Origin of the sequence: Halorussus limi, from assembly GCF_023238205.1 — an archaeon.
Classification (GTDB): domain Archaea; phylum Halobacteriota; class Halobacteria; order Halobacteriales; family Haladaptataceae; genus Halorussus; species Halorussus limi.
In genome coordinates, this window is the sequence record NZ_CP096659.1 from 1095795 (window position 1) to 1116086 (window position 20292).

A 20292-nucleotide genomic window follows, 5' to 3' on the forward strand; every position below is an offset into this window, starting at 1 on the left:
CGTCGTTTTGCCCGCTCGCTTCCGTCGGTTGCTCACGGAGTTCCGTCGGTCGCCCGCGAAAAGTCGAGAGAAGAGTCTACGCGAACAGCTGTCGCGCGCTGTCTATGGCGTCCATCAGCGCGTCGATTTCGTCGGTCGTGTTGTAGACGTAGAACGACGCTCGCGCGGAGGCCGCCACGCCGAGTTTGTCGTGGAGCGGTTGGGTGCAGTGGTCGCCCGCGCGGATAGCGACAGCGTGGTCGTTCATGATGGACGCGAGGTCGTGAGCGTGGACTCCGTCGAGGTTGAACGCGACGAGGCCGCCGCGGTCGGTCGGGTCGGTCGGGCCGTAGATTTCGATGTCGTCGAACTCGGCCATCCGGTCGAGCGCGTACTCGGCCAGCGCCTCCTCGTGGCGCCGAATCGCGTCCATGCCGATATCTTCGAGGTACTCGACCGCTTCGGCGAGGCCGATGCCCTGCGCGATGACCGGCGTCCCGGCCTCGAACTTCCACGGCAGGTCGTTCCACTTGGCCTCCTCGAAGGTGACCTTCGTTATCATGTCGCCGCCGTACTGGAACGGCTCCATCGCTTCGAGAATCTCCCGCTTGCCGTAGAGACCCCCGACGCCGGTCGGTCCGGCCATCTTGTGGCCCGAGAAGGCGTAGAAGTCGGCGTCGATGTCCTTCACGTCCACCGGGCGATTGGGCACCGCCTGCGCGCCGTCCACGAAGATGTACGAGTCGTGATTGTGGGCGATGTCGGCGAGTTCCGAGACGGGGTTGACGGTCCCGAGCGTGTTCGAGACGTGGAGGACGCTGACCATCTCGGTGTCGTCGGTAATCATCTCGGCGGCGGCGTCCATGTCGAGGTAGCCGTCCTCGGTCACGGGGATGTACTTCACGTCCGCGCCGGTCCGCTGGCCGATTTGCTGCCACGTCACCAGCGAGGCGTGGTGTTCCATCTCGGTCAGGACGATTTCGTCGCCCGGCCCGAGTTCGTTCAGGCCCCACGCGTAGGCCACGAGGTTCTCGGCCTCGGTGGTGTTCTTCGTGAAGACCATCTCCTCGCGTCCGTCGGCCCCGACGAATTCCGCGACCGTGTCGTGGGCCTCCTCGTAGGCGATGGAGGCCTCTTGGCTCAGGTGGTGGATGCCGCGGTGGACGTTGGCGTTGTAGTTCCGGTAGTAGTCCGCGATGGCGTCGATGACCTGATTGGGCTTCTGAGTCGTCGCGCCGTTGTCGAGGTAGACGACCTGCTCGCCGTCGAACTCCCGCTCTAAGATGGGGAAGTCCTCCCGTATCCGCGCCGCGTCGAGCGCGTCCGATTGTTGTAGTCCCATTGCCCGGAGGTAGGGTTTCGAGCAAGAACATTCCTTCGGTCCCGGCGACAGTCCGTAACCGGAACTAGTTTCGTTCGCCGCCGAGCGCGCGTCGGTGAAACCGAAGTCGAACCGCCGAACGGGAGTCGGGCAGGACCGCCGGGAGCGTTGGGCGAGACCACCGGACAGGAGTCAAGCGAGACAACCGGACGGAAGTCGGAGAAGACCACCGGGGACGGGGTTAAGACGTTTCGACCCGATGCCACGGTATGGTCTCGAAACGACGACTCGGCGCGAGCATGCTCCTGCTTGGGTTGGCGTTCGTCGGTGCGTTTCACGCCGTCGCGGCCGTCGCGTTCGACACCGGACTGGCCTCGGTCGGGGCGGGACTGGCGGGCATCTCCGTGCTGTCGCTGCTTGTCGTCAACCTCCCGGCGCTCGGCGGGGGGAGCGGGGACGACGCCGATTGAACGACGCTCGGGGCGCGCCGCTCGGTGGCGATAAGAGCTATGCGAAACGAAGCCCGGTAGTATAGCATGGTAACGTACACCGTACTCGCCGACGTGAACGAACAGGAGTTCCAGAACCCGCAGGAGCTAGTGACGGTCTGGGGCGAAATCCGAGCGGACATCGAACGACTCGGCGGAGAGTTACGCGAGAGTTACGCGCTCATCGGCGACTACGACTTCCAACTCACGTTCGAGGTCGAAGAGGAGGACGCCGCGATTCAAATCGCGATGGCTATCGAGCGGCACGGGCTGGACACGAAGACGATGCGAGCGATGTCTATCGACCGGTTGGGCGAACTCGTCGACGACGTTTGAGAGTAGCGTGCGAACGCAGACTGACCGCTCTGGCTTACGTTCGAATCAACGAGTTCGCGAGACAGACCGAACTCCCGCCCGGGCGGTGGGCGACTACATCCGGAGGAACTGGGCGTGGCGCGTCGACTCCACGTCGAGGACGTTGGCCTCGTCCACGAACCCCTCTCGAATCGCCAGTTCGACCGCCTCGGTCCCCACGAGGTTCGCCACCGACGCGCGGGCGAGGCTGTCCACTACGGCCTGCTCGTCCACCTCGTCGCCGCCGTAGAACTCCTCGGTGACGGTCAGCGAGACGCCGTCGTCCTCGAACGTCTCGCCGAGAACGTCGTCGTCGCAGACGGCCACGAGCAGTCCCTCGTCGGTCCGGCGCTCGTTCAGAATCATCGCTCCTGTCGCTGTTGCTCCTGCTGGTCGATGAGTTCCTGCTCGGCCTGCTCGCGGAGGTCCTCGGCCTCCTCGGCTATCTCCTCGGCCTCGTCGTACTGACCCAGTTCTTCGAGGGCGCGTGCCTTCTCGTCCAGCACCTGCGAGTTCCGGAGTCCGAGTCGGATGGCGTTTTCTAGGCTGTTCAGCGCGTCCTCGGCGAGGCCGCGTTCGAGCAGGAAGAACCCGCGGTTGAACCACGCCTCGGCGAACCGCTCGTCTATCTCGACCGCCTTCTCGGCGTGTTCGAGCGCCTGCTCGCTCTGGCCCGCCTCCCAGAGCGCGTAGGCCAGATTCGTCTCGGCGGTGGCGGCGTGTTCGCTGTCGTCGTCGATGCGGATGGCCTCCCGGTAGTCGCCGATGGCGGCGTCCCACTCTTCGAGTTCCGCGTGGGCCGCGCCCTTGTTCGTCCACGCCTCCTGTTCGAGTTTGCTCTCGTCGGGCGCGAACTGGGCCGCGCGCTCGAAGGTGTCGGCGGCCTGCTCGAACCGGTTTATCTTCATGTAGTTCAGTCCGACGTCGATGAGTTCCTCGACGTCTACTTCCTCGTCGGGGACGCTCTGGTCGTCGAGCAGGTCGGCGACGACGCGCGAGTCCACCGGGTCCACCTTGTCGGGGTCCACGTCCAGTTCGGGCGGGTCGAGGTCGAACCCCTCGTAGGGGTCGTCGAACCGCTCGTCCTCGGAGAAATCGTGGTCCTCGGGCTCAGTCATGTCTCGGGGTTTGGCGTTCAGCGGGGTTAAGAACTACGCTATCGAGATTCCGCGGTCGCGCCGAGTCGTTCCGGGCGTGCGTTTCGGCGACCGACGGAGCGTCGCGAATGGGCCGCCGCGCTACTGGCGCTGGGTCTCGACCGCAGTCCCCGAGAGGTTGACCCAGAGCATGCCCTCGGCCATCTCCTCGTAGTCGAACGACGCGCCGACGACCGCGTCGGCACCGAGGTCCTCGGCCTCCGCGCGGAGGTCCTCGATGGCCTCCGTCCGAGCCGTCTCTATCTTCTTCTCGTAGGACCCGCTCCGGCCGCCGACCACGTCGCGGATGCCCGCCGCGATGTCGCTGACGACGTTCGCGCCGACGACCGCCTCGCCCGAGACGACGCCGAGGTACTCCGAGACTTCGCGGCCGTCGAGACCGTCCGTGGTCGTGATGGTGACTTCATCCATACGGGGTCGAATTGAACGCGATGTAACATAAATTCGCCGTGAGAGCGGGCGGCAAGGTCGCGCACGACCGGCGAGTCCCGGCGTTCGCTGACCACCTACCTTCAAGCCCTCGGACGACCACACGAGACCATGCGACTCTTCGTTAGCATCGACCTCCCCGACGAGTTCGCCGCGGAAGTCGAGGCGGTCCAAGACGAGTTCGCGGACGCCTCGGGGCTGAGTTTCACCGACCCGGAGCAGGCCCACGTCACGCTCAAGTTCCTCGGCGAGGTGAATCAGGGCGAACTCCCGCGGGTCAAGAACGCCGTCCGGCGTGCAATCGGGAAGGCGGAGGTCGGTCCCTTCGAGACCACCTACGAGGGCCTAGGCGTCTTCCCCGGCCTCGGCTACATTCAGGTCCTCTGGCTCGGGGTCGGCGCGGGCGGCGAGGAGATGACCGGACTCCACGAAGCCATCGAACGCGAGGTGACGCGACTCGGCTTCGACCCCGAAGACCACGACTTCACGCCCCACGTCACCCTCGCGCGGATGGAACACGCCGGGGGCAAGGAACTCGTACAGGAGAACGTCGAGGAACTGACTCCGACGGTGGGGACGACCGAAGTGTCCGAGATTCGACTGACCGAGAGCGTCCTGACCGACGACGGGCCGGAGTACTCGACGGTCGAGTCGTTCGAACTGGAGTGAGACGGCCTCGTTCCGGACCGGCCTCTCGGCGGGCGAATCGCCCGTCGATTGCCGACTACGGGGACCGGGCCCAAAGCAACACGATTTTAAGCTACGACGGGGAAGAGCATGGTACCATGAGTAAGAAATCGAAGGCGAAGAAGAAGCGCCTCTCTAAGCTCGACCGGCAGAACAGCCGCGTTCCCGCGTGGGTCATCATGAAGACCGACCGCGAGACGCAGCGCAACCCCAAGCGCCGAAACTGGCGGCGTAACGACACCGACGAATAATGAGTGCCAACGACTTCGAGGAGCGCGTCATCACGGTGCCGCTTCGCGACGCCAAGGCCGCGGCGAAGCACGAGCGCGCCGACAAGGCGATGACGCTCGTCCGCGACCACCTCGCACAGCACTTCAAGGTAGACGACGACGAAGTCCGCCTCGACCCCTCCATCAACGAGGCCGTCTGGTCGCGCGGTCGCAAGAAGCCCCCGAGCAAGCTTCGCGTCCGCGCCGCCCGGTTCGAGGAAGAGGGCGAAACGGTCGTCGAAGCGGAACACGCCGAGTAGACCTTTGCTCCGCGCCGCTTTCGTCGGGTCGTCGTACGTCGGTGTCTTCGCTCGCGCCACTGACGAGTATCTGCTGGTGCGCCCCGACATCGACGACGAGATGGTCGCCGACGTGAGCGACGAACTCGACGTAGACGCCATCGAGACCACGGTCGGCGGTTCGTCGACCGTAGGTGCGCTGGCGGTCGGCAACGAGAACGGGCTACTGGTCAGTAGCCGCGTCACCGACCGCGAGCGCGACCGCATCGCCGACGCCGCGGACGTGGACGTGACCGAGCTGCCGGGCAAAATCAACGCCGCGGGGAACGTCGTCCTCGCTAACGACAACGGGGCCTACGTCCACCCGGACCTCTCCCGGAAGGCGATGCAGGCCGTGGAGGACGCGCTCGAAGTGGAAATAGAGCGCGGCGAACTCGCCGACGTTCGGACGGTCGGCACCGCCGGTGTCGCCACGAACGACGGCGTCCTCTGCCACCCGAAGGCGACCGACGCCCAACTCGACCGTCTGGAGGAGGTGCTGGACGTGCCCGCCGACATCGGCACCATCAACTACGGCGCGCCGCTGGTCGGGTCGGGCCTGCTCGCGAACGAAAACGGCTACGTCGTCGGACAGGAGACGACCGGGCCGGAACTTGGTCGCATCGAGCAGTCGCTCGGCTACATCGAGTAGCGCTATTCGGCGTACCAGAGCAGGCTGTTGCCGATTCTCTCCTTCCGAACGATTTCGTCTTCTGAGAGTCGATTCAGGCAGTCGAATGTCGACGACGCCGCGCCTCGGTAGCTCGCGCCGCGGTCGGCCTCACTCCTCGTCGGACTCCTCTTCGCGGCGCTCGCTCAGGTGTTCCCAGATTTCCGTGCATCCCGCCCCGTCTTCCACGTCCGTCAGATGGCTCCGTTCGGCGTCGGCGTCCCCGTCGGCCGACTCCTCGCCCGCGGACTGCTCGTCGAATTTCTCTTCGGCGGTCATTGATACGCGATAGTGGGACGAAGCGAATAAACCCGCGCTCAGGTGTAATCGCTACCGATGCTCTCCTTCGGAGGCGGTTCTTTCCGGTAATCGTGACGGGCGCCAGTCGGCGCTGGCGTTCGGGAGGCGCTCTGAGACGCCGCGTCGGGATACTTTCTGCGTCTCGTCAGCGTCAACGAATCCCGGAACACTCGGCAAGCGTCGCGGGCGGCGACACGCTTACTCGACGGCTGGTCCTCCACGAGAGCATGGTCGTCTCTATCCACCAGTTGGACGACGGCGCGTGGCTCAGCGTCAACGACTCGCGGTCGGTGCCGGTGAGCGAACTCTGGCTACTCGCGCGCCACGACTTCTGCGAGTGCGAACCCGCCGACTTCCTCGCGGAGGGGTTCGTGGAGGTCGGCGTCGATTGGCCCGACGTGGAGGGTCGCATCGCGGGCCAGTGCGTGCGCTGCGGTGCGAGCGGCGTCACCGACTGGCTGGCGCTCGGTCGCGTCGAGCGCGCGACCGGAGAGTTCCGTCGGGTCGACCCGTCGAGCGTTCACGTGCCCGAGCGCCGGACTCGGCTGGCGACGCCTGCGGAGTGACGAGAACTCGGCTAGCCGCCCCGACGTGACCGGACCCGGTCGGTCGCGTCGGCGGAGCGACGCGCCGGGCCGTCCCGAACACCGGCAACGTCCGCCGGTTAACGAGAGCCTCGGGGAAGTTTGACGGAGCAACTGCCCCTTTACTGTCCGCTCGCGTTGCAACGCCCATGCCGAGTAAAGTCGAAAGCTGGAAGGACGAGCTTTACGGCGTGGAGATTCGGGACCACCTCGAACGATTCGCCGAGGAGGGGTGGGACGCCATTCCGGAGGACGAACACGACGCGTGGTTCGAGCGGTTCAAGTGGTGGGGGCTGTACCACCAGCGGAAGGGCCAAGAGTCGTACTTCATGATGCGGGTCGGCGTCCCGATGGGTCGGCTGACCCCCGAGCAGTTGCGGGTCGTGGGCGAAATCGCCCGCGACTACGCGACCGGCCCGGTAGACAACCCGGAGTTCGGCGCGGCCTACGCCGACTTCACGACGCGCCAGTCGATTCAGCTCCACTGGATAAAGGTCGAGGACGTGCCCGATATCTTCGAGAAACTGGAGTCTGTCGGTCTCTCTACGATTCAGGCCTGCGGCGACTCGTGGCGCAACATCGTCGGCTCTCCGGTCGCGGGACGGGACGCCGACGAACTCCTCGACGTGTGGCCCGTCGTGCAGGACCTCCACGACGAGTTCAAGGGCAACGACCTCTACGAGAACCTGCCCCGGAAGTGGAAGGTCGCGGTCACGGGCGACACTCGCGGCGCAGGACAGGGCGACATCAACGACCTCGCCTTCGAACCGGCCGTCAAGGAAGGCGACGACGGCGAGGGAATCGCGGGGTTCAACGTCCGGGTCGGCGGCGGACTCGCCCGGAAGGAACCCCGGTTCGCCCGCGACATCGACGTGTTCTGCCGACCGGAGAACGCCGCCGAGGTCGCCGCGGGCCTCTCGGGCCTGTTCCGCGACTACGGCGACCGCGACGACCGATTCAGCGCCCGCATGAAGTTCCTCGTCGACGAGTGGGGACCGGAGAAAGTCCGGAACGTGCTTCAGGAGGAGTACGTCGAGTACGACCTCCCGACCGCGGGCGAGAACCTGCGCGAGCAGTACGACTACAACGCCGGGCGCGCCGACGCACCCGGCGACTACGTCGGCGTCCACGACCAGAACGACGGCGACCACTTCGTCGGTCTCTCGGTGCTGGTCGGCCGGATGTCCGCCGAGGACGTCATCGACCTCGCCGACCTCGCGGAGTCGTACGGGTCGGAGATGATAGGACTCACTCAGCGACAGAACGTCATCGTCGGCGACATCGCCTCCGAGGAGTTGGACGACTTCCTCGGCGAGTCGCTGCTGGACGAGTACTCGCCCGACCCTCACCCGTTCCTCCGCGGGTCCATCGCCTGCACCGGAACCGAGTACTGCTCGCTGTCCATCGTCGAGACCAAGAACCGGATGGTGCGCTACGGCCGCTGGCTGAAGGAGAACGTGCCGGTCCCCGAGGGCGTCGAGGACTTCCACATCCACCTCTCTGGCTGTACGGCCTCCTGCGCCCAGCCCCAAATCGCGGACATCTCGCTCCGCGGGATGAAGGCGCGCAAGGACGGCGAACCGGTCGAGGCGTTCGACGTGGGTCTCGGCGGCGGACTCGGCGAGAATCCGGAGTTCGCCGACTGGGTGGAGATGCGCGTCCCCGCCGACGAAATTCCGGGCTACGTCCGGAACCTGCTCGCGACCTACGAGGAGGAGCGAGAGTCGGGCCAGAGCTTCCGGGACTTCGTGCGAGAGCGCGACGAAGACGAAATGCAGGCCCTCGCAGACCCCGAGGAGACCGACTACGAGGACCCCTACATGCACAACACGAAGATGACGTGGTACCCCTACGCCGACGACGACGAGATGGCCGACTCGCCCGCGCCGACCGACGCGCAGGGAGCGCCCATCACGGGGGACGACTGAGATGGCCGACCGCGTCCTCAAAGTCAACGCGTACACGACGCTGGACCTCGTGGACGCCCGCGCCGAGGGCCACGACTTCGAGGAGTCGGCGTACGCCACGCTGAACGCGACCGCGGCCCGCAACGACCCCGAGAGCGTGGAGTTGCAACTCGAACTCGACAACACGGACCTCGACGCGCTCCCGGCACACGCCGACAGCGTGGACCTCTCGCCCGAACAGGCCCGGACGCTCGCCGCGGAGTTGGAGAAGCACGCCGAGCGAGTCGAGCGGGCGCAGGAGAGCGCCGGCGAGCGAACCACGGCCACCGCCACCGACGATGACTGAGCAGGCGCTCGTCGTCGCGGGCCACGGCTCTCACCGGAACCCGGACTCCGCGACGCCGGTCCACCGGGCGGTCGAGGCCGCCCGCGAGGAGGGCCACTTCGCCGAGGTCCGCCCGGCGTTCTGGAAGGAGGCCCCGTCGCTGCGCGAGGTCGTCCACACCGTGGACGCCGACGAGGCAATCGTCGTCCCGCTGTTCGTCAGCGAGGGCTACTTCGTCGAGCAGGTCCTCCCCCGAGAGTTCGGTCTCGGCGAGGACGACCGCGGTGACGACGCGCCGACGCTGCGCTACGCCGACCCGATAGGTACCCATCCCGCGATGACGGAGGTCATCGCGGCCCGCGCTCGACGGATGCTGAAAGGCGAGTCCGCCGACGAGTCGTCGGCGGACGCCGCGCCCGTCGCGACCGAAGACGCCGCGCTCGCGGTAATCGGCCACGGCACCGAGCGCAACCCCAACAGCGCGGACGCGGTGTACGACCACGTCGAGGCGCTCCGCGAGCGAGGCGAGTTCGCGGAGGTCGGCGCGCTGTTCATGGACGAAGCGCCCTACGTCGACGACGTTCTCGACGAGTTCGCGGCCGAGGAAATCGCCGTGGTCCCGCTGTTCACCGCCGACGGCTTCCACACGCAGGACGAGATTCCCGAACTGCTCGGCCTGACCGACGACCCCGCGACGGGCTACCCCGTCCCCGGCACCGTCGAGGACCGGCGAATCTGGTACTCCTCGGCGGTCGGCACGGACCCGCTGGTCGTGGACGTGGTACTCGAACGCGCCGCGGAGGCGGGTGCGAATCTCGACGGCGACTCGGCGAACGGCGAGTCGCGATTCGTCCGCGAGGCGGCGGGCGACGCCTTCGTCTCGTGGGTCGAGGAGGCCGGGAGCGATTCGAGCGACGCCCGCGTCTGGGGCGAACTCGCGGTCAGTGCGACCGGCGAGGGCTACGACCTGCGCCACCGGAGCGACCGCGGGGTACCCGACTTGGACCTCGAATCGCGGTCGGTCGGCGACCTGCGCGAGTCGGTCCGATACGCCGACGACGGCCGATACCGGCCGTTCGCGGGCGAGGCGACCCTGCCGACCGGGTGGGTCTGCTCGGGACTCGACCGCGGAGAGTTCCTCCGGGCCGTCTCGGCGGTCTACCCCGCCGGGGTCGAACACTGGGCCGCCGAGCGCGCGGGCGACCTCGACCCGGTTCCGTTCCGGGCGGTCGCCGACCGCCAGACCGGCATCTACGAGTGCGTGAGCGACTGCTCGCGGAGCGAGGTGTCCGGAACCATCGAAGCGACCTGCGGTAACTGCGCGAAGCGGCGAGCGTGGGACGCCGAGGGCGCGCCCGCCGACGGAGCGGCGGCGGGAGAGGCCGAGGGCGACGCGGTCCCGTGCCGAGAGCCGTGTTCGTTCCTCGTCGCGGCGGCCCGCGAGTTCCATCAGCACGAGGGAGACGCCGCGAGCGACGGACCCGCGGCGAGCGGAGACGCATCGACCGACGACCGACCGACAGAGAGCGACCCGTCCGTCCCGCGCGGCGACCTGACCGACCCCGCGAACGTCTACCGGGTCCGGTACCGCCGGGCGCGAGACGGACCACAGCACCGACCGAAACCATGAGTCACCCGAACCAGAACGCGACCACCGGAACCGCCTACCTCGTCGGCGCGGGACCGGGCGACCCCGAACTGCTGACCGTGAAGGCCCGGCGACTGCTCGACGAGGCCGACGTCGTCCTCCACGACAACCTCGTGGGCGACGACCTCGTGGAAACGATTCCAGACTGCACGACCCTACGGAACGTCGGCAAGCGACCCGGCGGCGAGCGGACGCCGCAAGCCGAAATCAACGAGATGCTCGTCCGGGAAGCGCGGGCGGGCCGCGACGTGGTCCGCCTCAAGGGAGGCGACCCGACCACCTTCGGCCGGGGCGGCGAGGAGGCCGAGTACCTCGCGCGCCACGGCGTCGCCTTCGAGTTCGTGCCCGGCGTGTCCAGCGCAATCGCGGGGCCGAGCGCCGCGGGCATCCCGGCGACCCACCGCGACCACGCCTCGGCGCTCGCGGTCGTCACGGGCCACGAGGACCCGACCAAGGCCGACAGCGCCATCGACTGGGAGGCGCTCGCCGACATCGTCTCGGCGGGCGGTACGCTCGTCGTCCTGATGGGCGTGGGCCGACTCCCGGACAACGTCGCGGCGCTCGAATCCCACGGCGTCGACACCGAGACGCCGGTCGCCATGGTCGAGCGCGCGACGCTCCCCACCGAGCGCACCGTGACCGGGACCCTCGACACCATCGTCGAGCGCGCCCGAGCGGTCGACGTGGAACCGCCGGCCGTCACCGTCGTCGGCGACGTGGTGAACGTCCGCGAGACGGTCGCCGACTGCCTCGGCGGGGCCGCGGGCGAGTTGGGGCCGGCGGTCGGCGTCGGCAGTCGGGCCGACGAGGAAATCGGGGTGAACCACCAGTGAGCGGCGAGCAGATCCGGAACGACGCGAGCGAGGCGACCGAAATCGACGGCGAGTGGCCGCTCCGTCGCCTCCTGACCGAAGTCGTCGGCTCCGGGCCGAAGACGGCCGACGACATGAGCTACGAACAGGCCCGCGAGGCGTTCGACCGCGTGCTGGTCGGGGACCCCGACGATGCCACGCTCGGCGCGTTCCTGCTGGCGAACCGCTGGAAGGAGAGCACGCCCGAGGAACTGGCCGGGTTCGTGGACGCGATGCGCGAGCGATCGGTCGTCTCGGCGGCCCCCGACGCCGACCCGGTGGACTGCGGCGGCAACTACGACGGCAAGCGGAAGACGGCCGTGCTGGGGGTCGCCTCGGGACTGGTCGCGGCGGCCGCGGGGACGCCGGTAGTCGCCCACAGCGGACCGTCGCTCCCCGCCAAGCACGGCGCGACCTACGGCGACGTGTTAGGCGAGTTAGGCGTCCCGACCGACCTCGACCCCGCGGCGAGCGCGGCGATGACCGACGAGGTCGGCTTCGGCTTCTACGCCCAGTCGCGGTTCAACCCGCTGGTCCACGACCTGCGGGAGACTCGCGAGTCGGTCGGCGTCCGGACCTCGGTCAACACCGTCGAGACGCTGGCGAACCCGGCGGACGCGAGCGTCCACTTCGGGAGCTTCTACCACCTGTCGTACGCCGAACGCATCGCGGGCACCGTCCGCGAGAGCCGAGAACTCCCCGCCGAGCGGGTCGTGATGGCGCAGGGCATCGAGGGGTACGACGACGTGCGCCCCGGCACCACGCGGGTCGCCGAGTGGGAGGCGAGTTCCGGGACCGAGGGCGGCCGAATCGAGGACGGCGAGGTGGAAACCGCCGACTTCGGCGCGGACTTCGAACGCGAGGAGTTGCGCGTCGACGACTTGCCGGCCGACTCCGCCCGCGTCACCGAGGAGGTGCTGACGGGCGAACGCGACGGCGCGTTCGCCGACGCGGTGGCGCTCAACGCCGGGTTCCGAATCTACGCGGGCGGCGACGCCGAGTCGGTCGGCGAGGGCGTCGAGCGGGCGCGAGACGCCCTCACCGACGGGAGCGCCGCGGAGCGACTCGATGCGCTCCGCGCGTTCGAACAGTGACTCGGTAGATAGATTTTCCTGTGCTTGGGGTAGGCGAACCTGTTTTAAAGCAATGTATCGTCACCCGACGGGCGCGAGCGCCGACGTAAACGCTTATCTGAATGCTCGCTCAACTGGCTCTCGATGACCGAAGCCGACCACCGTCTCCGGCGACTGCTCGACGGGAGAACCGACAGCGAGCGCCGAGCGCGGAGCGAGCGATGACCGCCGTCGCCTTCGTCTGCGTCCAAAATGCGGGTCGAAGCCAGATGGCGACCGCTTTCGCCGAGCGGGAGCGCGAGCGACGAGGGGTCTCCGAGTCGGTCGAAATCGTCACCGGAGGCACCGACCCCGCCGACCACGTCCACGAGGAGGTGGTCGAAGTGATGGCCGAGCGCGACTTCGACCTCTCGGACCGGACGCCCCGCGAAGTGACTCACGAGGAGTTGCAGGACTGCGATTACGTCATCACGATGGGCTGTTCCGCCGAGGACGTGTGTCCCGCGACGTGGGCGGGAGAGAACCGCGACTGGGGGCTCGACGACCCCGACGGCCGGGACCTCGACGCCGTGCGGGCGATTCGAGACGAAATCGAGGGCCGCGTCGCCGACCTGTTCGACGAACTCGCCGACTGAGTTCGAAACGTCCGTCCCCGAGTAGGAAGATTCTTCCCTCCGCGTGTCCCAGATTCCCCCATGAGTGAGTTTACTGTACGCGGCAAGTTCCAAGCCAGAGACGGCTGGCAGAAGTTCGAGACTAGCATCGACGCCGAGAACGAGAACGTCGCCGAGGAGCGAACCTACACCAACTTCGGCAGTCAGCACGGCGTGAAGCGCACGCAGCTCGAAATCGAGGAGGTCGAGGCACAATGATGGGCGGCGGGAACCCCGAACTGCAGGAACTGTCCCAGCAGCTTCAGGAACTCGAAGAGCAGCAGGAGGAACTCGAAGGCGAAATCGAGGACCTGAAAGACGAGAAGGACGACATCAGCGAAGCCATCGACACCCTCGGCGCGCTGGAAACCGGTTCCATCGTGCAGGTGCCCCTCGGCGGCGGCGCACACGTCCGAGCGGAAGTCCAGGACCTCGACGAGGTCGTCGTGGAACTGGGCGGCGGCTACGCGGCCGAGCGCGACGAGGAGAGCGCGGTCGAGACCCTCGAAAACAAGCAGGACACCCTCGACGAGCGCATCTCGGACCTCGAAGACGAGGTCAGCGAGGTCGAAGAGCAGAGCTCCGAACTGGAGCAGAAGGCCCAGCAACTCCAGCAACAGCAGATGCAACAGCAGATGCAGCAGATGCAGGGCGAGCAGAACGGCGAGGACGAGTAACCGGCGATGTTCGACAGCCTGAAGGACAAACTCGGGAGTTTCCGCAAGGACGTAGAGGAGACGACCGAGGAGAAGGCCGAGGAAGCCGAAGCTGAAGCCGAGGCGGAAGCGGAAGCAGACGCCGAAGCGTCCGCCGAGTCCGAGGCGTCAGCCGACGCCGAGACGCAGGCGGCGGCCGAACCTGAAACTGCGGAGTCCGACGACGAGGAGGAGAGTTCCGCCTCGTCCGGCCGCGGCTTCGCGCAGAAGGCCAAGTCGTTCGCCAAGGGCGAAATCGTCATCGAGGAGCAGGACGTCGAGGACCCGCTCTGGGAGTTGGAGATGGCTCTGCTGGAGAGCGACGTGGAGATGAACGTCGCCAAGGAGATTCTGGAGAACATCCGCGAGGACCTCGTGGGCGCGACCCGGTCGTTCAACAGCGAGACCGCCGACGTGGTCGAGCAGGCGCTCCACGACTCGCTGCTGAAGGTCATCTCGGTCGGCCAGTTCGACTTCGACCAGCGAATCGCCGAGGCCGACAAGCCCGTCACCATCATCTTCACGGGCGTCAACGGCGTTGGCAAGACGACGACCATCGCCAAACTCTCGAAGTACTTCGAGGAGCAGGGACTCTCGACGGTGCTGGCCAACGGCGACACCTACCGCGCCGGGGCCAACGAGCAGATTCAGGAGCACGCCGACAACCTCGGCAAGAAGCTCATCTCCCACGAACAGGGCGGCGACCCCGCGGCGGTCATCTACGACGCCGTGGAGTACGCCGACTCGAACGGCATCGACGTGGTGCTGGGCGACACCGCGGGGCGACTCCACACCGACGAGGGCCTGATGGACCAGTTGGAGAAGATCGGTCGCGTCGTGGACCCCGACATGACCCTCTTCGTGGACGAGGCCGTGGCCGGACAGGACGCGGTCCAGCGCGCCAAGCAGTTCAACGAGGCCGCCGAAATCGACGGCGCGGTGCTGACGAAGGCCGACGCCGACTCGCAGGGCGGTGCGGCCATCTCCATCGCGCACGTCACGGGCAAGCCCATCCTCTTCCTCGGCGTCGGGCAGGGCTACGACGACGTCGAGAAGTTCGACCCCGAAGACCTCGTCGACCGACTGCTCGGCGACGAGGAGTAGTCCGGTCGGTCGCTTTTTTTGCCGAGTCGGTCGAACCGGCTCAGTCGCGGTATCGCAGCGCGACTACCACGTTCACCGCGATGAGTGCGGTCGTCACGAGGCCGAGCGTGAACAGTTCGACCGGGAGGTTCCGGAAGACGAGCCAGTAGGCCGTCAACAGAAACCCGAGCGCGGCGACGATGTTGTACGCGTCGGCCGCGAGTTCGCCCGCCAGTCCGCCGGTCGCGCCGCTCGGGTCGCCTACCACGTCGGTGCGTTCGCCGTTCGTTCCCACCGAGTTATCGCGTGCCTTGTTTAAATCGCGTGCCATGCATTGAACTTATGCGGCCGAGAGTTTCTGACGGGATATAATAAGCGTATCGGCCGATTTCCCCCGGGACGGTCGAACCGAGCGCCGACGAATCGGGTCCGGAGAGCGGTTCCAAACTTCGCTCAAGCGTCGTCGCTTGGGCGCGACGGGATGGCTCGGCGGCTCACCTGTGGAGGTAGAAAAAGGCTTTAACGGCCGCGCGGTCTATCCTACGGTAACAATGGTACTCGACGACTTGGGAAGTTCCCTCCGCGACTCCCTCGGCCAACTCAGCGGGCAGTCCCGCGTGACCGAGGAGGACGTGGAGGACATCGTCAAGGAGATTCAGCGGTCGCTCCTGCAGGCCGACGTGGAAGTCAGCCTCGTGATGGACCTCTCGGACTCCATCAAGGAGCGCGCGCTGGAGGAGGAGTCCCCGGCGGGCACCTCCGCTCGGGACCACGTCCTGAGCATCGTCTACGAGGAGATGGTGGACCTCGTCGGCGACAGCACCGAGATTCCGCTGGAGAACCAGACCATCCTGCTGGCCGGTCTGCAGGGGTCGGGGAAGACGACCACGTCCGCGAAGATGGCGTGGTGGTTCGCCAAGAAAGGACTCCGGCCCGCAATCGTCCAGACCGACACCTTCCGGCCCGGCGCGTACGACCAGGCCAAGGAGATGGCGAGTCGCGCCGAGGTGGACTTCTACGGCGACCCCGACGAGGAGGACCCCGTGGAAATCGCCCGGAAGGGCCTCGAAGCGACCAGCGAGGCCGACGTTCACATCGTGGACACCGCGGGTCGGCACGCGCTCGAAGACGACCTCATCGACGAAATCGAGGAGATAGAGCGCGTGGCCGAACCCGACCGGAACCTGCTTGTCCTCGACGCCGCCATCGGGCAGGGAGCGAAGGACCAGGCCCGCCAGTTCGACGACTCCATCGGCATCGACGGCGTCGCCATCACGAAACTCGACGGGACCGCGAAGGGTGGCGGGGCGCTGACCGCGGTCAACGAGACCGACTCCTCCATCGCCTTCCTCGGGACCGGCGAGGAGGTCCGGGACATCGAGCGGTTCGAGCCGTCGGGATTCATCTCGCGCCTGCTCGGCATGGGCGACCTCAAGCAGTTGACCGAGCGCGTCGAGCGCGCGATGGAGGAGACCCAGCAGGAAGAGGAGGACTGGGACCCCGAGGACATGCTGAAGGGCGAGTTCACCCTGAAGGACATGCGCCGACAGATGCAGGCGATGAACAACATGGGACCGCTCGACCAGGTCATGGACATGATTCCCGGCATGGGCGGCGGTGGCGGCCTGATGGACGAACTCCCCGACGACGCCATGGACGTGACCCAGGACCGCATGCGAAGCTTCGAGGTCATCATGGACTCGATGACCGAGTTGGAACTCGAGAACCCCCGCGCCATCGGCGCGAGTCAGGTCGAGCGCATCGCTCGCGGGAGCGGGAAGGACGAGGAGCGCGTGCGCGAACTCCTCGAACAGCACAAGATGATGTCCCAGACGCTCAAGCAGTTCCAGGGCATGGGTCAGGGCAACATGGAGCGCATGATGAAGAAGATGCAGGGCGGCGGCGGTGGCGGTGGCGGCGGCATGGGCGGCATGGGGCCGTTCGGCGACTGACGCCGGCGGCGCAGTCGCGGCCGACGCCGAGTTCGGTCTTCTCCTTCGACGTTCTCGCGGTCGATGCCGCCACGAGCGACTTCGGTAACTCTCAATCCATCGCGCGCCTGCCGGAGCGACGCGTCGGACTCGACTGCCGCCGACGATACACCGCTTTTTTGCCGGGGGACCGTCTTGTCACGACAGATGTCCGTCCGCGACGTCGCCGCGCAGGCGTATCGAGAGGCCCTCCCCGCGCTGGCCGCGAGCGTGGTCGGCGGCCTGTTCGCCGGGGTCGTCCTCGGCGGGATGCGCGCGGAGTTGCGGGCCGTCCCGGGCCTGCTCGTCCTCGTGCCGGCGCTGCTGGCCACCCGCGGGAACGTCTACGGGTCGCTCGGCGCGCGACTCTCGACCGGTCTCCATCAGGGGTTGGTCGAACCCGCGTTCGGCTACGACGACCGACTGGCCGCGGCCGTGGCCGCGGCGCTGGCCAACGGAATCCTGGCCAGTCTCTTCGCGGCGGTCGTGGCGGTTCTGGTGCTCACCCTGCTCGCCGAACCGGTCGCGTCCGTGGCGACGCTGTTGGCCATCGCGTTCGTCGCGGGCCTGCTCTCGGGCCTCGCGCTGACGGTCGCGGTGGTCTCGGTCGTCTTCGTCGGCTTCCGGCGGGGGTACAACCCCGACACGCTGGTCGGCCCGCTGGTGACGACGACCGGCGACGTGTTCGGTATCGCCTTCCTCCTGTTGGCCGTCCGGTTCGTCCTCGCGCTGGGAGGGGCGTAGATGCAGACGGAGTGGAGCGTCCGGGCGATTACGCGGGCGACGCTCCCGGTTTTGCTCGGACTCACGGTGGTCGAAATCGGGAGCGGACTCGTGTTGGGGTCGTTCGAGACGACGCTGTTGACCTACCCCTCTCTCCTAACGCTCGTTCCCGTGACCATCGGGACGGCCGGGAACCTCGGGAGCATCCTCGCGGCGCGACTCTCGACGGCGTTCCACCTCGGGACGCTCTCGTTCGACCCCGCGGACGACCAACTCGCGGGCAACGCGGTGGCGACGGTGGCGCTCGCGCTGACCATCTTCCCGGTCGTGGGCGCGGGCGCGTGGGCGCTATCGCTCGCGCTCGGGAACGCGCAATTGGCGCTGAGTACGGTTGTGGCGGTGGCACTGGCCAGCGGCGCGGCGCTCTCGCTCATCGCCGTCGCCGTGACGCTGGTGGCGACCTACGCGGCGTACCGCTTCGAGTTGGACCCCGACGACGTGGTGATTCCCGTCGTCACGAACGTCTGCGACGTACTCGGCGTCGTGGTGCTGTTCGCGGTGGTGCAGGTGTTGGTGTGACGCTGGCGTGGACCGAACCCGTCGCGAGCGGCCGCGGTCGCGTCACCGACACGAGAGGTTTATCTCACCGGGGAACAGTCCCGACCATGCGCCGCCGAACCGCCCTCCGAGTCGCCGCCAGCGCCTCCGTCGGTCTCTCGACGGCCGGATGTCTCGGCGGCGAGCAGGGAAGCCCCGACCGGACGCTCACGACCACGACCGACTGTCCGCCGAAGGACGCCCCCGCCACGACCTGCGGCGGCGAGTTCGAGGTCACCGGATAGCGTTCACGTCACCCCGCCGCCCCGCGTCTCGTACTCCTCGTACTCCCGATTCTCCACGACCTGCTTCAACTGCTCGACGACCTCCCACACGTCCTCGTAGCCGGTGTAGAGCGGCGACGGGCAGATGCGGACCACGTTCGGCGGGCGGAAGTCCGCGACGACGCCCCGCTCTTTCAGCGCCTCGCCGACCCGGTAAGCCTCGGGATGCTCGACGGCGACGTGGCCGCCCCGGCGTTCGGGGTCGCGGGGCGTGCCGACCTCGCACTCGGGCAGGCGCTCGTCCACGAGGAACATCAGGTACGCGGTGAGTCGGAGCGACTTCTCGCGGACCGCCTCGATGCCGGCGGCAGCGGCGGCGCTCGCGTCGGCGGCGTCGGTCGCCCCGGAATCGGTCGCCTCACCCGCCGCCTCGAAAATCTCCAGCGACCCCGCGAGCGGCGCGGACGAGAGAATCGGAATCGTCCCGATTTGGTAGGCTCCGGCGGTCTCGGCGGGCGTGTAGGTCGGGTTCATCTCGAACTGGGTCTCCTTCTCGTGGCCCCACCACCCGGCGAGCGCGGGTCGCAGGCCGAAGTGGTCCTCGTTGACGTAGAGGCCCGCGATGGCTCCCGGCCCGGCGTTGAGGTACTTGTAGCTGCACCAGACCGCGAAATCGACGCCGGTTCGCGAGAGGTCGTGGGGCACCGCACCGACCGAGTGGGCGAGGTCGAAGCCGGCCAGAATCCCGCGGTCGTGGGCCGCCTCGGTGATGCGCTCCACGTCCAGCAACTGGCCGCTCCGGTAGAGAACCGACGGGAGAAACACCAGCGCGGTGTCGTCGTCCAGCGCGTCGATGACGTCGTCCTCCTCGATGGTCCGGCCGTCCCTGCTCTCGACCACGGTCAGCGCCTCGTCGGGGTCCGCGCCGCGCTGGCGCAACTGGGCGCGGACGGCGTAGTGGTCGGTCGGGAAGTCGAGGTCGTCCACGACGATTTTGGTCCCCTCGGCGCGGTCGTAGAAGGTCCCGACCAGCGTGTGGATGTTGACCGTCGTGGAGTTGGCGACGACCACCTCGTCCTCGCTCGCACCGACGAGCGGTGCGAGCCTGTCGCCCAACCGCTCGCCGTAGTGGAACCACGGCGGGTCGGCGTCGGTCCACCCGCGGATGGCGAGGTCCTTCCACTCGGAGACCGCTCGGTCGAGCGCGTCCTCGGCGTCGGCCGACAGCAGGCCCAGCGAGTTGCCGTCCACGTACCACTCGTCGTCGGGGTCGTAGAACCGGTCGGCGAGGTGGGCCAGCGGGTCGGCCGCGTCGCGTTCGGCGGCGAAGTCGGCCCCGAGTTCGAAGTCGTCGGCGTCCATGCGCGAAGCGACCGGCGGAATCGGGTTAGTAGTTTGGTCTGCGGATGTCGGTCGGCCGAAACGCCAGTCCGAACCGGACTGGCGCCGACCATCCCGGAGATTTATGTCACGGAAGCGTCTCTCGCCGGTGAATGACAGTTTCGGAGTTCAGAACCCTCCTCGCCGAACCGGTCGGCGCGTTCGTCTGTTACGTCGTCGGAAGCCTCTGCTTCTCGCTCGTCGCCGCCGCGCTACTTCCCGTGAGTTGGGTCGCGCTCCTCGCCTTCGCCGTCGCCTGCTACACCGTCTCCGCGAAGGCGATGCTGGCGAGTCGAAGTCCGAGTCCGCCGAGCGGAATCGACTACGGGAGAGAGAGCGGGGTCGGGAACTACGGCAAGTGGGAGGCCCGCAACTTCGTCCGTTCGATGTCGACCATAGCGCTGGTGGCCGCGCTCTCTGCCCCCGTCTTCTTCGGGGAACTCCGGTGGATGGGCGAGACCGCCGAATCGTCGTTTGCGACGCTCTTCTACCTCGGAGTCGTTCCGACGGCGTACTGGATGTCGGACCGACTGACCGCGCAGTACCTGCCGAGTTACAGACCCCACCTCTACCCCGACGACTACACTCGACCGCTGGACGGGCAACAGGGAGAGTAGCCGCTACGGTTCCGCCGACCAGAGGCCTCG

General features: G+C 67.5%; 27 protein-coding genes and 2 pseudogenes. 22 read left to right on the forward strand and 7 right to left on the reverse strand.

Annotated features, from left to right (window positions below; genetic code table 11):
* Positions 1 to 76 precede the first annotated feature (76 nt).
* Entirely contained in the window at positions 77 to 1321 is a 1245-nt protein-coding gene (locus M0R89_RS05690; RefSeq protein WP_248651598.1) for an aminotransferase class V-fold PLP-dependent enzyme, read from the reverse strand.
* Positions 1322 to 1569: 248 nt separating this feature from the next.
* Between M0R89_RS05690 and M0R89_RS05695 the strand changes: the two genes are divergently transcribed.
* Positions 1570 to 1770, forward strand: a complete 201-nt coding sequence (locus tag M0R89_RS05695; protein WP_248651599.1) for a hypothetical protein — start codon at positions 1570 to 1572, stop codon at positions 1768 to 1770.
* A gap of 66 nt (positions 1771 to 1836) precedes the next feature.
* Positions 1837 to 2124, forward strand: coding sequence for a GYD domain-containing protein (locus M0R89_RS05700; protein WP_248651600.1), 288 nt, complete (start codon positions 1837 to 1839; stop codon positions 2122 to 2124).
* A gap of 93 nt (positions 2125 to 2217) precedes the next feature.
* Here M0R89_RS05700 and M0R89_RS05705 read toward each other — a convergent pair whose 3' ends face one another.
* The 3 genes from M0R89_RS05705 to M0R89_RS05715 form a co-directional block, all read right to left on the reverse strand.
* Entirely contained in the window at positions 2218 to 2508 is a 291-nt protein-coding gene (locus M0R89_RS05705; RefSeq protein WP_248651601.1) for a DUF424 domain-containing protein, read from the reverse strand.
* A complete protein-coding gene (locus tag M0R89_RS05710) occupies positions 2505 to 3260 on the reverse strand; it encodes a tetratricopeptide repeat protein (protein WP_248651602.1) in 756 nt (251 codons plus the stop codon). The genes M0R89_RS05705 and M0R89_RS05710 overlap by 4 nt, the downstream gene beginning before the upstream one ends.
* 120 nt (positions 3261 to 3380) lie before the next feature.
* Positions 3381 to 3710, reverse strand: a complete 330-nt coding sequence (locus M0R89_RS05715; RefSeq protein WP_248651603.1) for a YbjQ family protein — start codon at positions 3708 to 3710, stop codon at positions 3381 to 3383.
* Positions 3711 to 3839: 129 nt separating this feature from the next.
* On the opposite strand from M0R89_RS05715, the gene thpR reads away from it, so the two are divergent.
* The 4 genes from thpR to M0R89_RS05735 all read left to right on the forward strand — a co-directional run bounded on the left by thpR (position 3840) and on the right by M0R89_RS05735 (position 5614).
* A complete protein-coding gene (gene thpR / locus M0R89_RS05720; protein ID WP_248651604.1) occupies positions 3840 to 4397 on the forward strand; it encodes an RNA 2',3'-cyclic phosphodiesterase in 558 nt (185 codons plus the stop codon).
* A 116-nt stretch (positions 4398 to 4513) separates the two neighbouring features.
* Positions 4514 to 4666, forward strand: coding sequence for a 50S ribosomal protein L39e (locus M0R89_RS05725; protein ID WP_128476843.1), 153 nt, complete (start codon positions 4514 to 4516; stop codon positions 4664 to 4666).
* Complete coding sequence (locus tag M0R89_RS05730; protein WP_135853401.1) at positions 4666 to 4944, forward strand: 50S ribosomal protein L31e; 279 nt, start codon at positions 4666 to 4668, stop codon at positions 4942 to 4944. Before M0R89_RS05725 ends, M0R89_RS05730 begins: the two co-directional genes overlap by 1 nt.
* A 4-nt stretch (positions 4945 to 4948) precedes the next feature.
* Positions 4949 to 5614, forward strand: coding sequence for a translation initiation factor IF-6 (locus M0R89_RS05735; RefSeq protein ID WP_248651605.1), 666 nt, complete (start codon positions 4949 to 4951; stop codon positions 5612 to 5614).
* A gap of 129 nt (positions 5615 to 5743) precedes the next feature.
* On the opposite strand, the gene M0R89_RS05740 is transcribed toward M0R89_RS05735, so the two are convergent.
* Positions 5744 to 5911, reverse strand: a complete 168-nt coding sequence (locus tag M0R89_RS05740) for a DUF8595 family protein (protein ID WP_248652331.1) — start codon at positions 5909 to 5911, stop codon at positions 5744 to 5746.
* Between the two features lie 248 nt (positions 5912 to 6159).
* On the opposite strand from M0R89_RS05740, the gene M0R89_RS05745 reads away from it, so the two are divergent.
* From M0R89_RS05745 to ftsY, 11 genes and pseudogenes are all read left to right on the forward strand, one after another.
* Complete coding sequence (locus tag M0R89_RS05745; RefSeq protein WP_248651606.1) at positions 6160 to 6498, forward strand: DUF8134 family protein; 339 nt, start codon at positions 6160 to 6162, stop codon at positions 6496 to 6498.
* A gap of 167 nt (positions 6499 to 6665) precedes the next feature.
* Positions 6666 to 8444: a nitrite/sulfite reductase gene (locus tag M0R89_RS05750; RefSeq protein WP_248651607.1), complete on the forward strand. Its 1779-nt coding sequence runs from the start codon at positions 6666 to 6668 to the stop codon at positions 8442 to 8444.
* A gap of 1 nt (position 8445) precedes the next feature.
* Entirely contained in the window at positions 8446 to 8769 is a 324-nt protein-coding gene (locus tag M0R89_RS05755; protein ID WP_248651608.1) for a DUF6360 family protein, read from the forward strand.
* Positions 8762 to 9619, forward strand: a pseudogene (locus M0R89_RS23540) (CbiX/SirB N-terminal domain-containing protein); the annotation flags it as partial. The gene M0R89_RS05755 and the pseudogene M0R89_RS23540, both read left to right, overlap by 8 nt.
* Before the next feature lie 54 nt (positions 9620 to 9673).
* Positions 9674 to 10378: pseudogene (locus M0R89_RS23545) on the forward strand (DR2241 family protein); the annotation flags it as partial.
* Positions 10375 to 11229 (forward strand): uroporphyrinogen-III C-methyltransferase, encoded by an 855-nt coding sequence (gene cobA / locus M0R89_RS05765; protein WP_248651610.1) that lies wholly within the window; start codon positions 10375 to 10377, stop codon positions 11227 to 11229. The pseudogene M0R89_RS23545 and the gene cobA, both read left to right, overlap by 4 nt.
* Positions 11226 to 12341: an anthranilate phosphoribosyltransferase gene (locus tag M0R89_RS05770; RefSeq protein WP_248651611.1), complete on the forward strand. Its 1116-nt coding sequence runs from the start codon at positions 11226 to 11228 to the stop codon at positions 12339 to 12341. Before cobA ends, M0R89_RS05770 begins: the two co-directional genes overlap by 4 nt.
* Positions 12342 to 12541: 200 nt before the next feature.
* Positions 12542 to 12955 carry an arsenate-mycothiol transferase ArsC gene (locus M0R89_RS05775; RefSeq protein WP_248651612.1) on the forward strand — a complete coding sequence of 138 codons (414 nt, stop codon included), beginning with the start codon at positions 12542 to 12544 and terminating at the stop codon, positions 12953 to 12955.
* Positions 12956 to 13015: 60 nt separating this feature from the next.
* A complete protein-coding gene (gene rpl18a, locus M0R89_RS05780) occupies positions 13016 to 13192 on the forward strand; it encodes a 50S ribosomal protein L18Ae (RefSeq protein ID WP_248651613.1) in 177 nt (58 codons plus the stop codon).
* Positions 13192 to 13650: a prefoldin subunit alpha gene (pfdA, locus tag M0R89_RS05785; protein ID WP_248652323.1), complete on the forward strand. Its 459-nt coding sequence runs from the start codon at positions 13192 to 13194 to the stop codon at positions 13648 to 13650. Before rpl18a ends, pfdA begins: the two co-directional genes overlap by 1 nt.
* Positions 13651 to 13656: 6 nt before the next feature.
* A complete protein-coding gene (ftsY, locus tag M0R89_RS05790) occupies positions 13657 to 14772 on the forward strand; it encodes a signal recognition particle-docking protein FtsY (protein WP_248651614.1) in 1116 nt (371 codons plus the stop codon).
* A gap of 40 nt (positions 14773 to 14812) precedes the next feature.
* Here ftsY and M0R89_RS05795 read toward each other — a convergent pair whose 3' ends face one another.
* Positions 14813 to 15046, reverse strand: coding sequence for a hypothetical protein (locus M0R89_RS05795; RefSeq protein ID WP_248651615.1), 234 nt, complete (start codon positions 15044 to 15046; stop codon positions 14813 to 14815).
* A gap of 256 nt (positions 15047 to 15302) precedes the next feature.
* Between M0R89_RS05795 and M0R89_RS05800 the strand changes: the two genes are divergently transcribed.
* From M0R89_RS05800 to M0R89_RS05815, 4 genes are all read left to right on the forward strand, one after another.
* Complete coding sequence (locus M0R89_RS05800) at positions 15303 to 16703, forward strand: signal recognition particle protein Srp54 (RefSeq protein WP_248651616.1); 1401 nt, start codon at positions 15303 to 15305, stop codon at positions 16701 to 16703.
* Positions 16704 to 16889: 186 nt separating this feature from the next.
* Positions 16890 to 17465 carry a magnesium transporter gene (locus tag M0R89_RS05805; RefSeq protein WP_248651617.1) on the forward strand — a complete coding sequence of 192 codons (576 nt, stop codon included), beginning with the start codon at positions 16890 to 16892 and terminating at the stop codon, positions 17463 to 17465.
* The gene (locus M0R89_RS05810; protein ID WP_248651618.1) at positions 17466 to 18023 is read left to right on the forward strand and encodes a magnesium transporter; all 558 of its coding nucleotides are present in this window, start codon (positions 17466 to 17468) and stop codon (positions 18021 to 18023) included. It abuts the gene before it with no gap.
* Positions 18024 to 18109: 86 nt separating this feature from the next.
* Complete coding sequence (locus M0R89_RS05815; protein ID WP_248651619.1) at positions 18110 to 18286, forward strand: hypothetical protein; 177 nt, start codon at positions 18110 to 18112, stop codon at positions 18284 to 18286.
* 3 nt (positions 18287 to 18289) lie between these two features.
* On the opposite strand, the gene kynU is transcribed toward M0R89_RS05815, so the two are convergent.
* Entirely contained in the window at positions 18290 to 19627 is a 1338-nt protein-coding gene (kynU, locus tag M0R89_RS05820; RefSeq protein WP_248651620.1) for a kynureninase, read from the reverse strand.
* Positions 19628 to 19758: 131 nt separating this feature from the next.
* Here kynU and M0R89_RS05825 point away from each other — a divergent pair, with 131 nt between their 5' ends.
* Complete coding sequence (locus M0R89_RS05825; RefSeq protein WP_248651621.1) at positions 19759 to 20262, forward strand: hypothetical protein; 504 nt, start codon at positions 19759 to 19761, stop codon at positions 20260 to 20262.
* Positions 20263 to 20292: the final 30 nt, after the last annotated feature.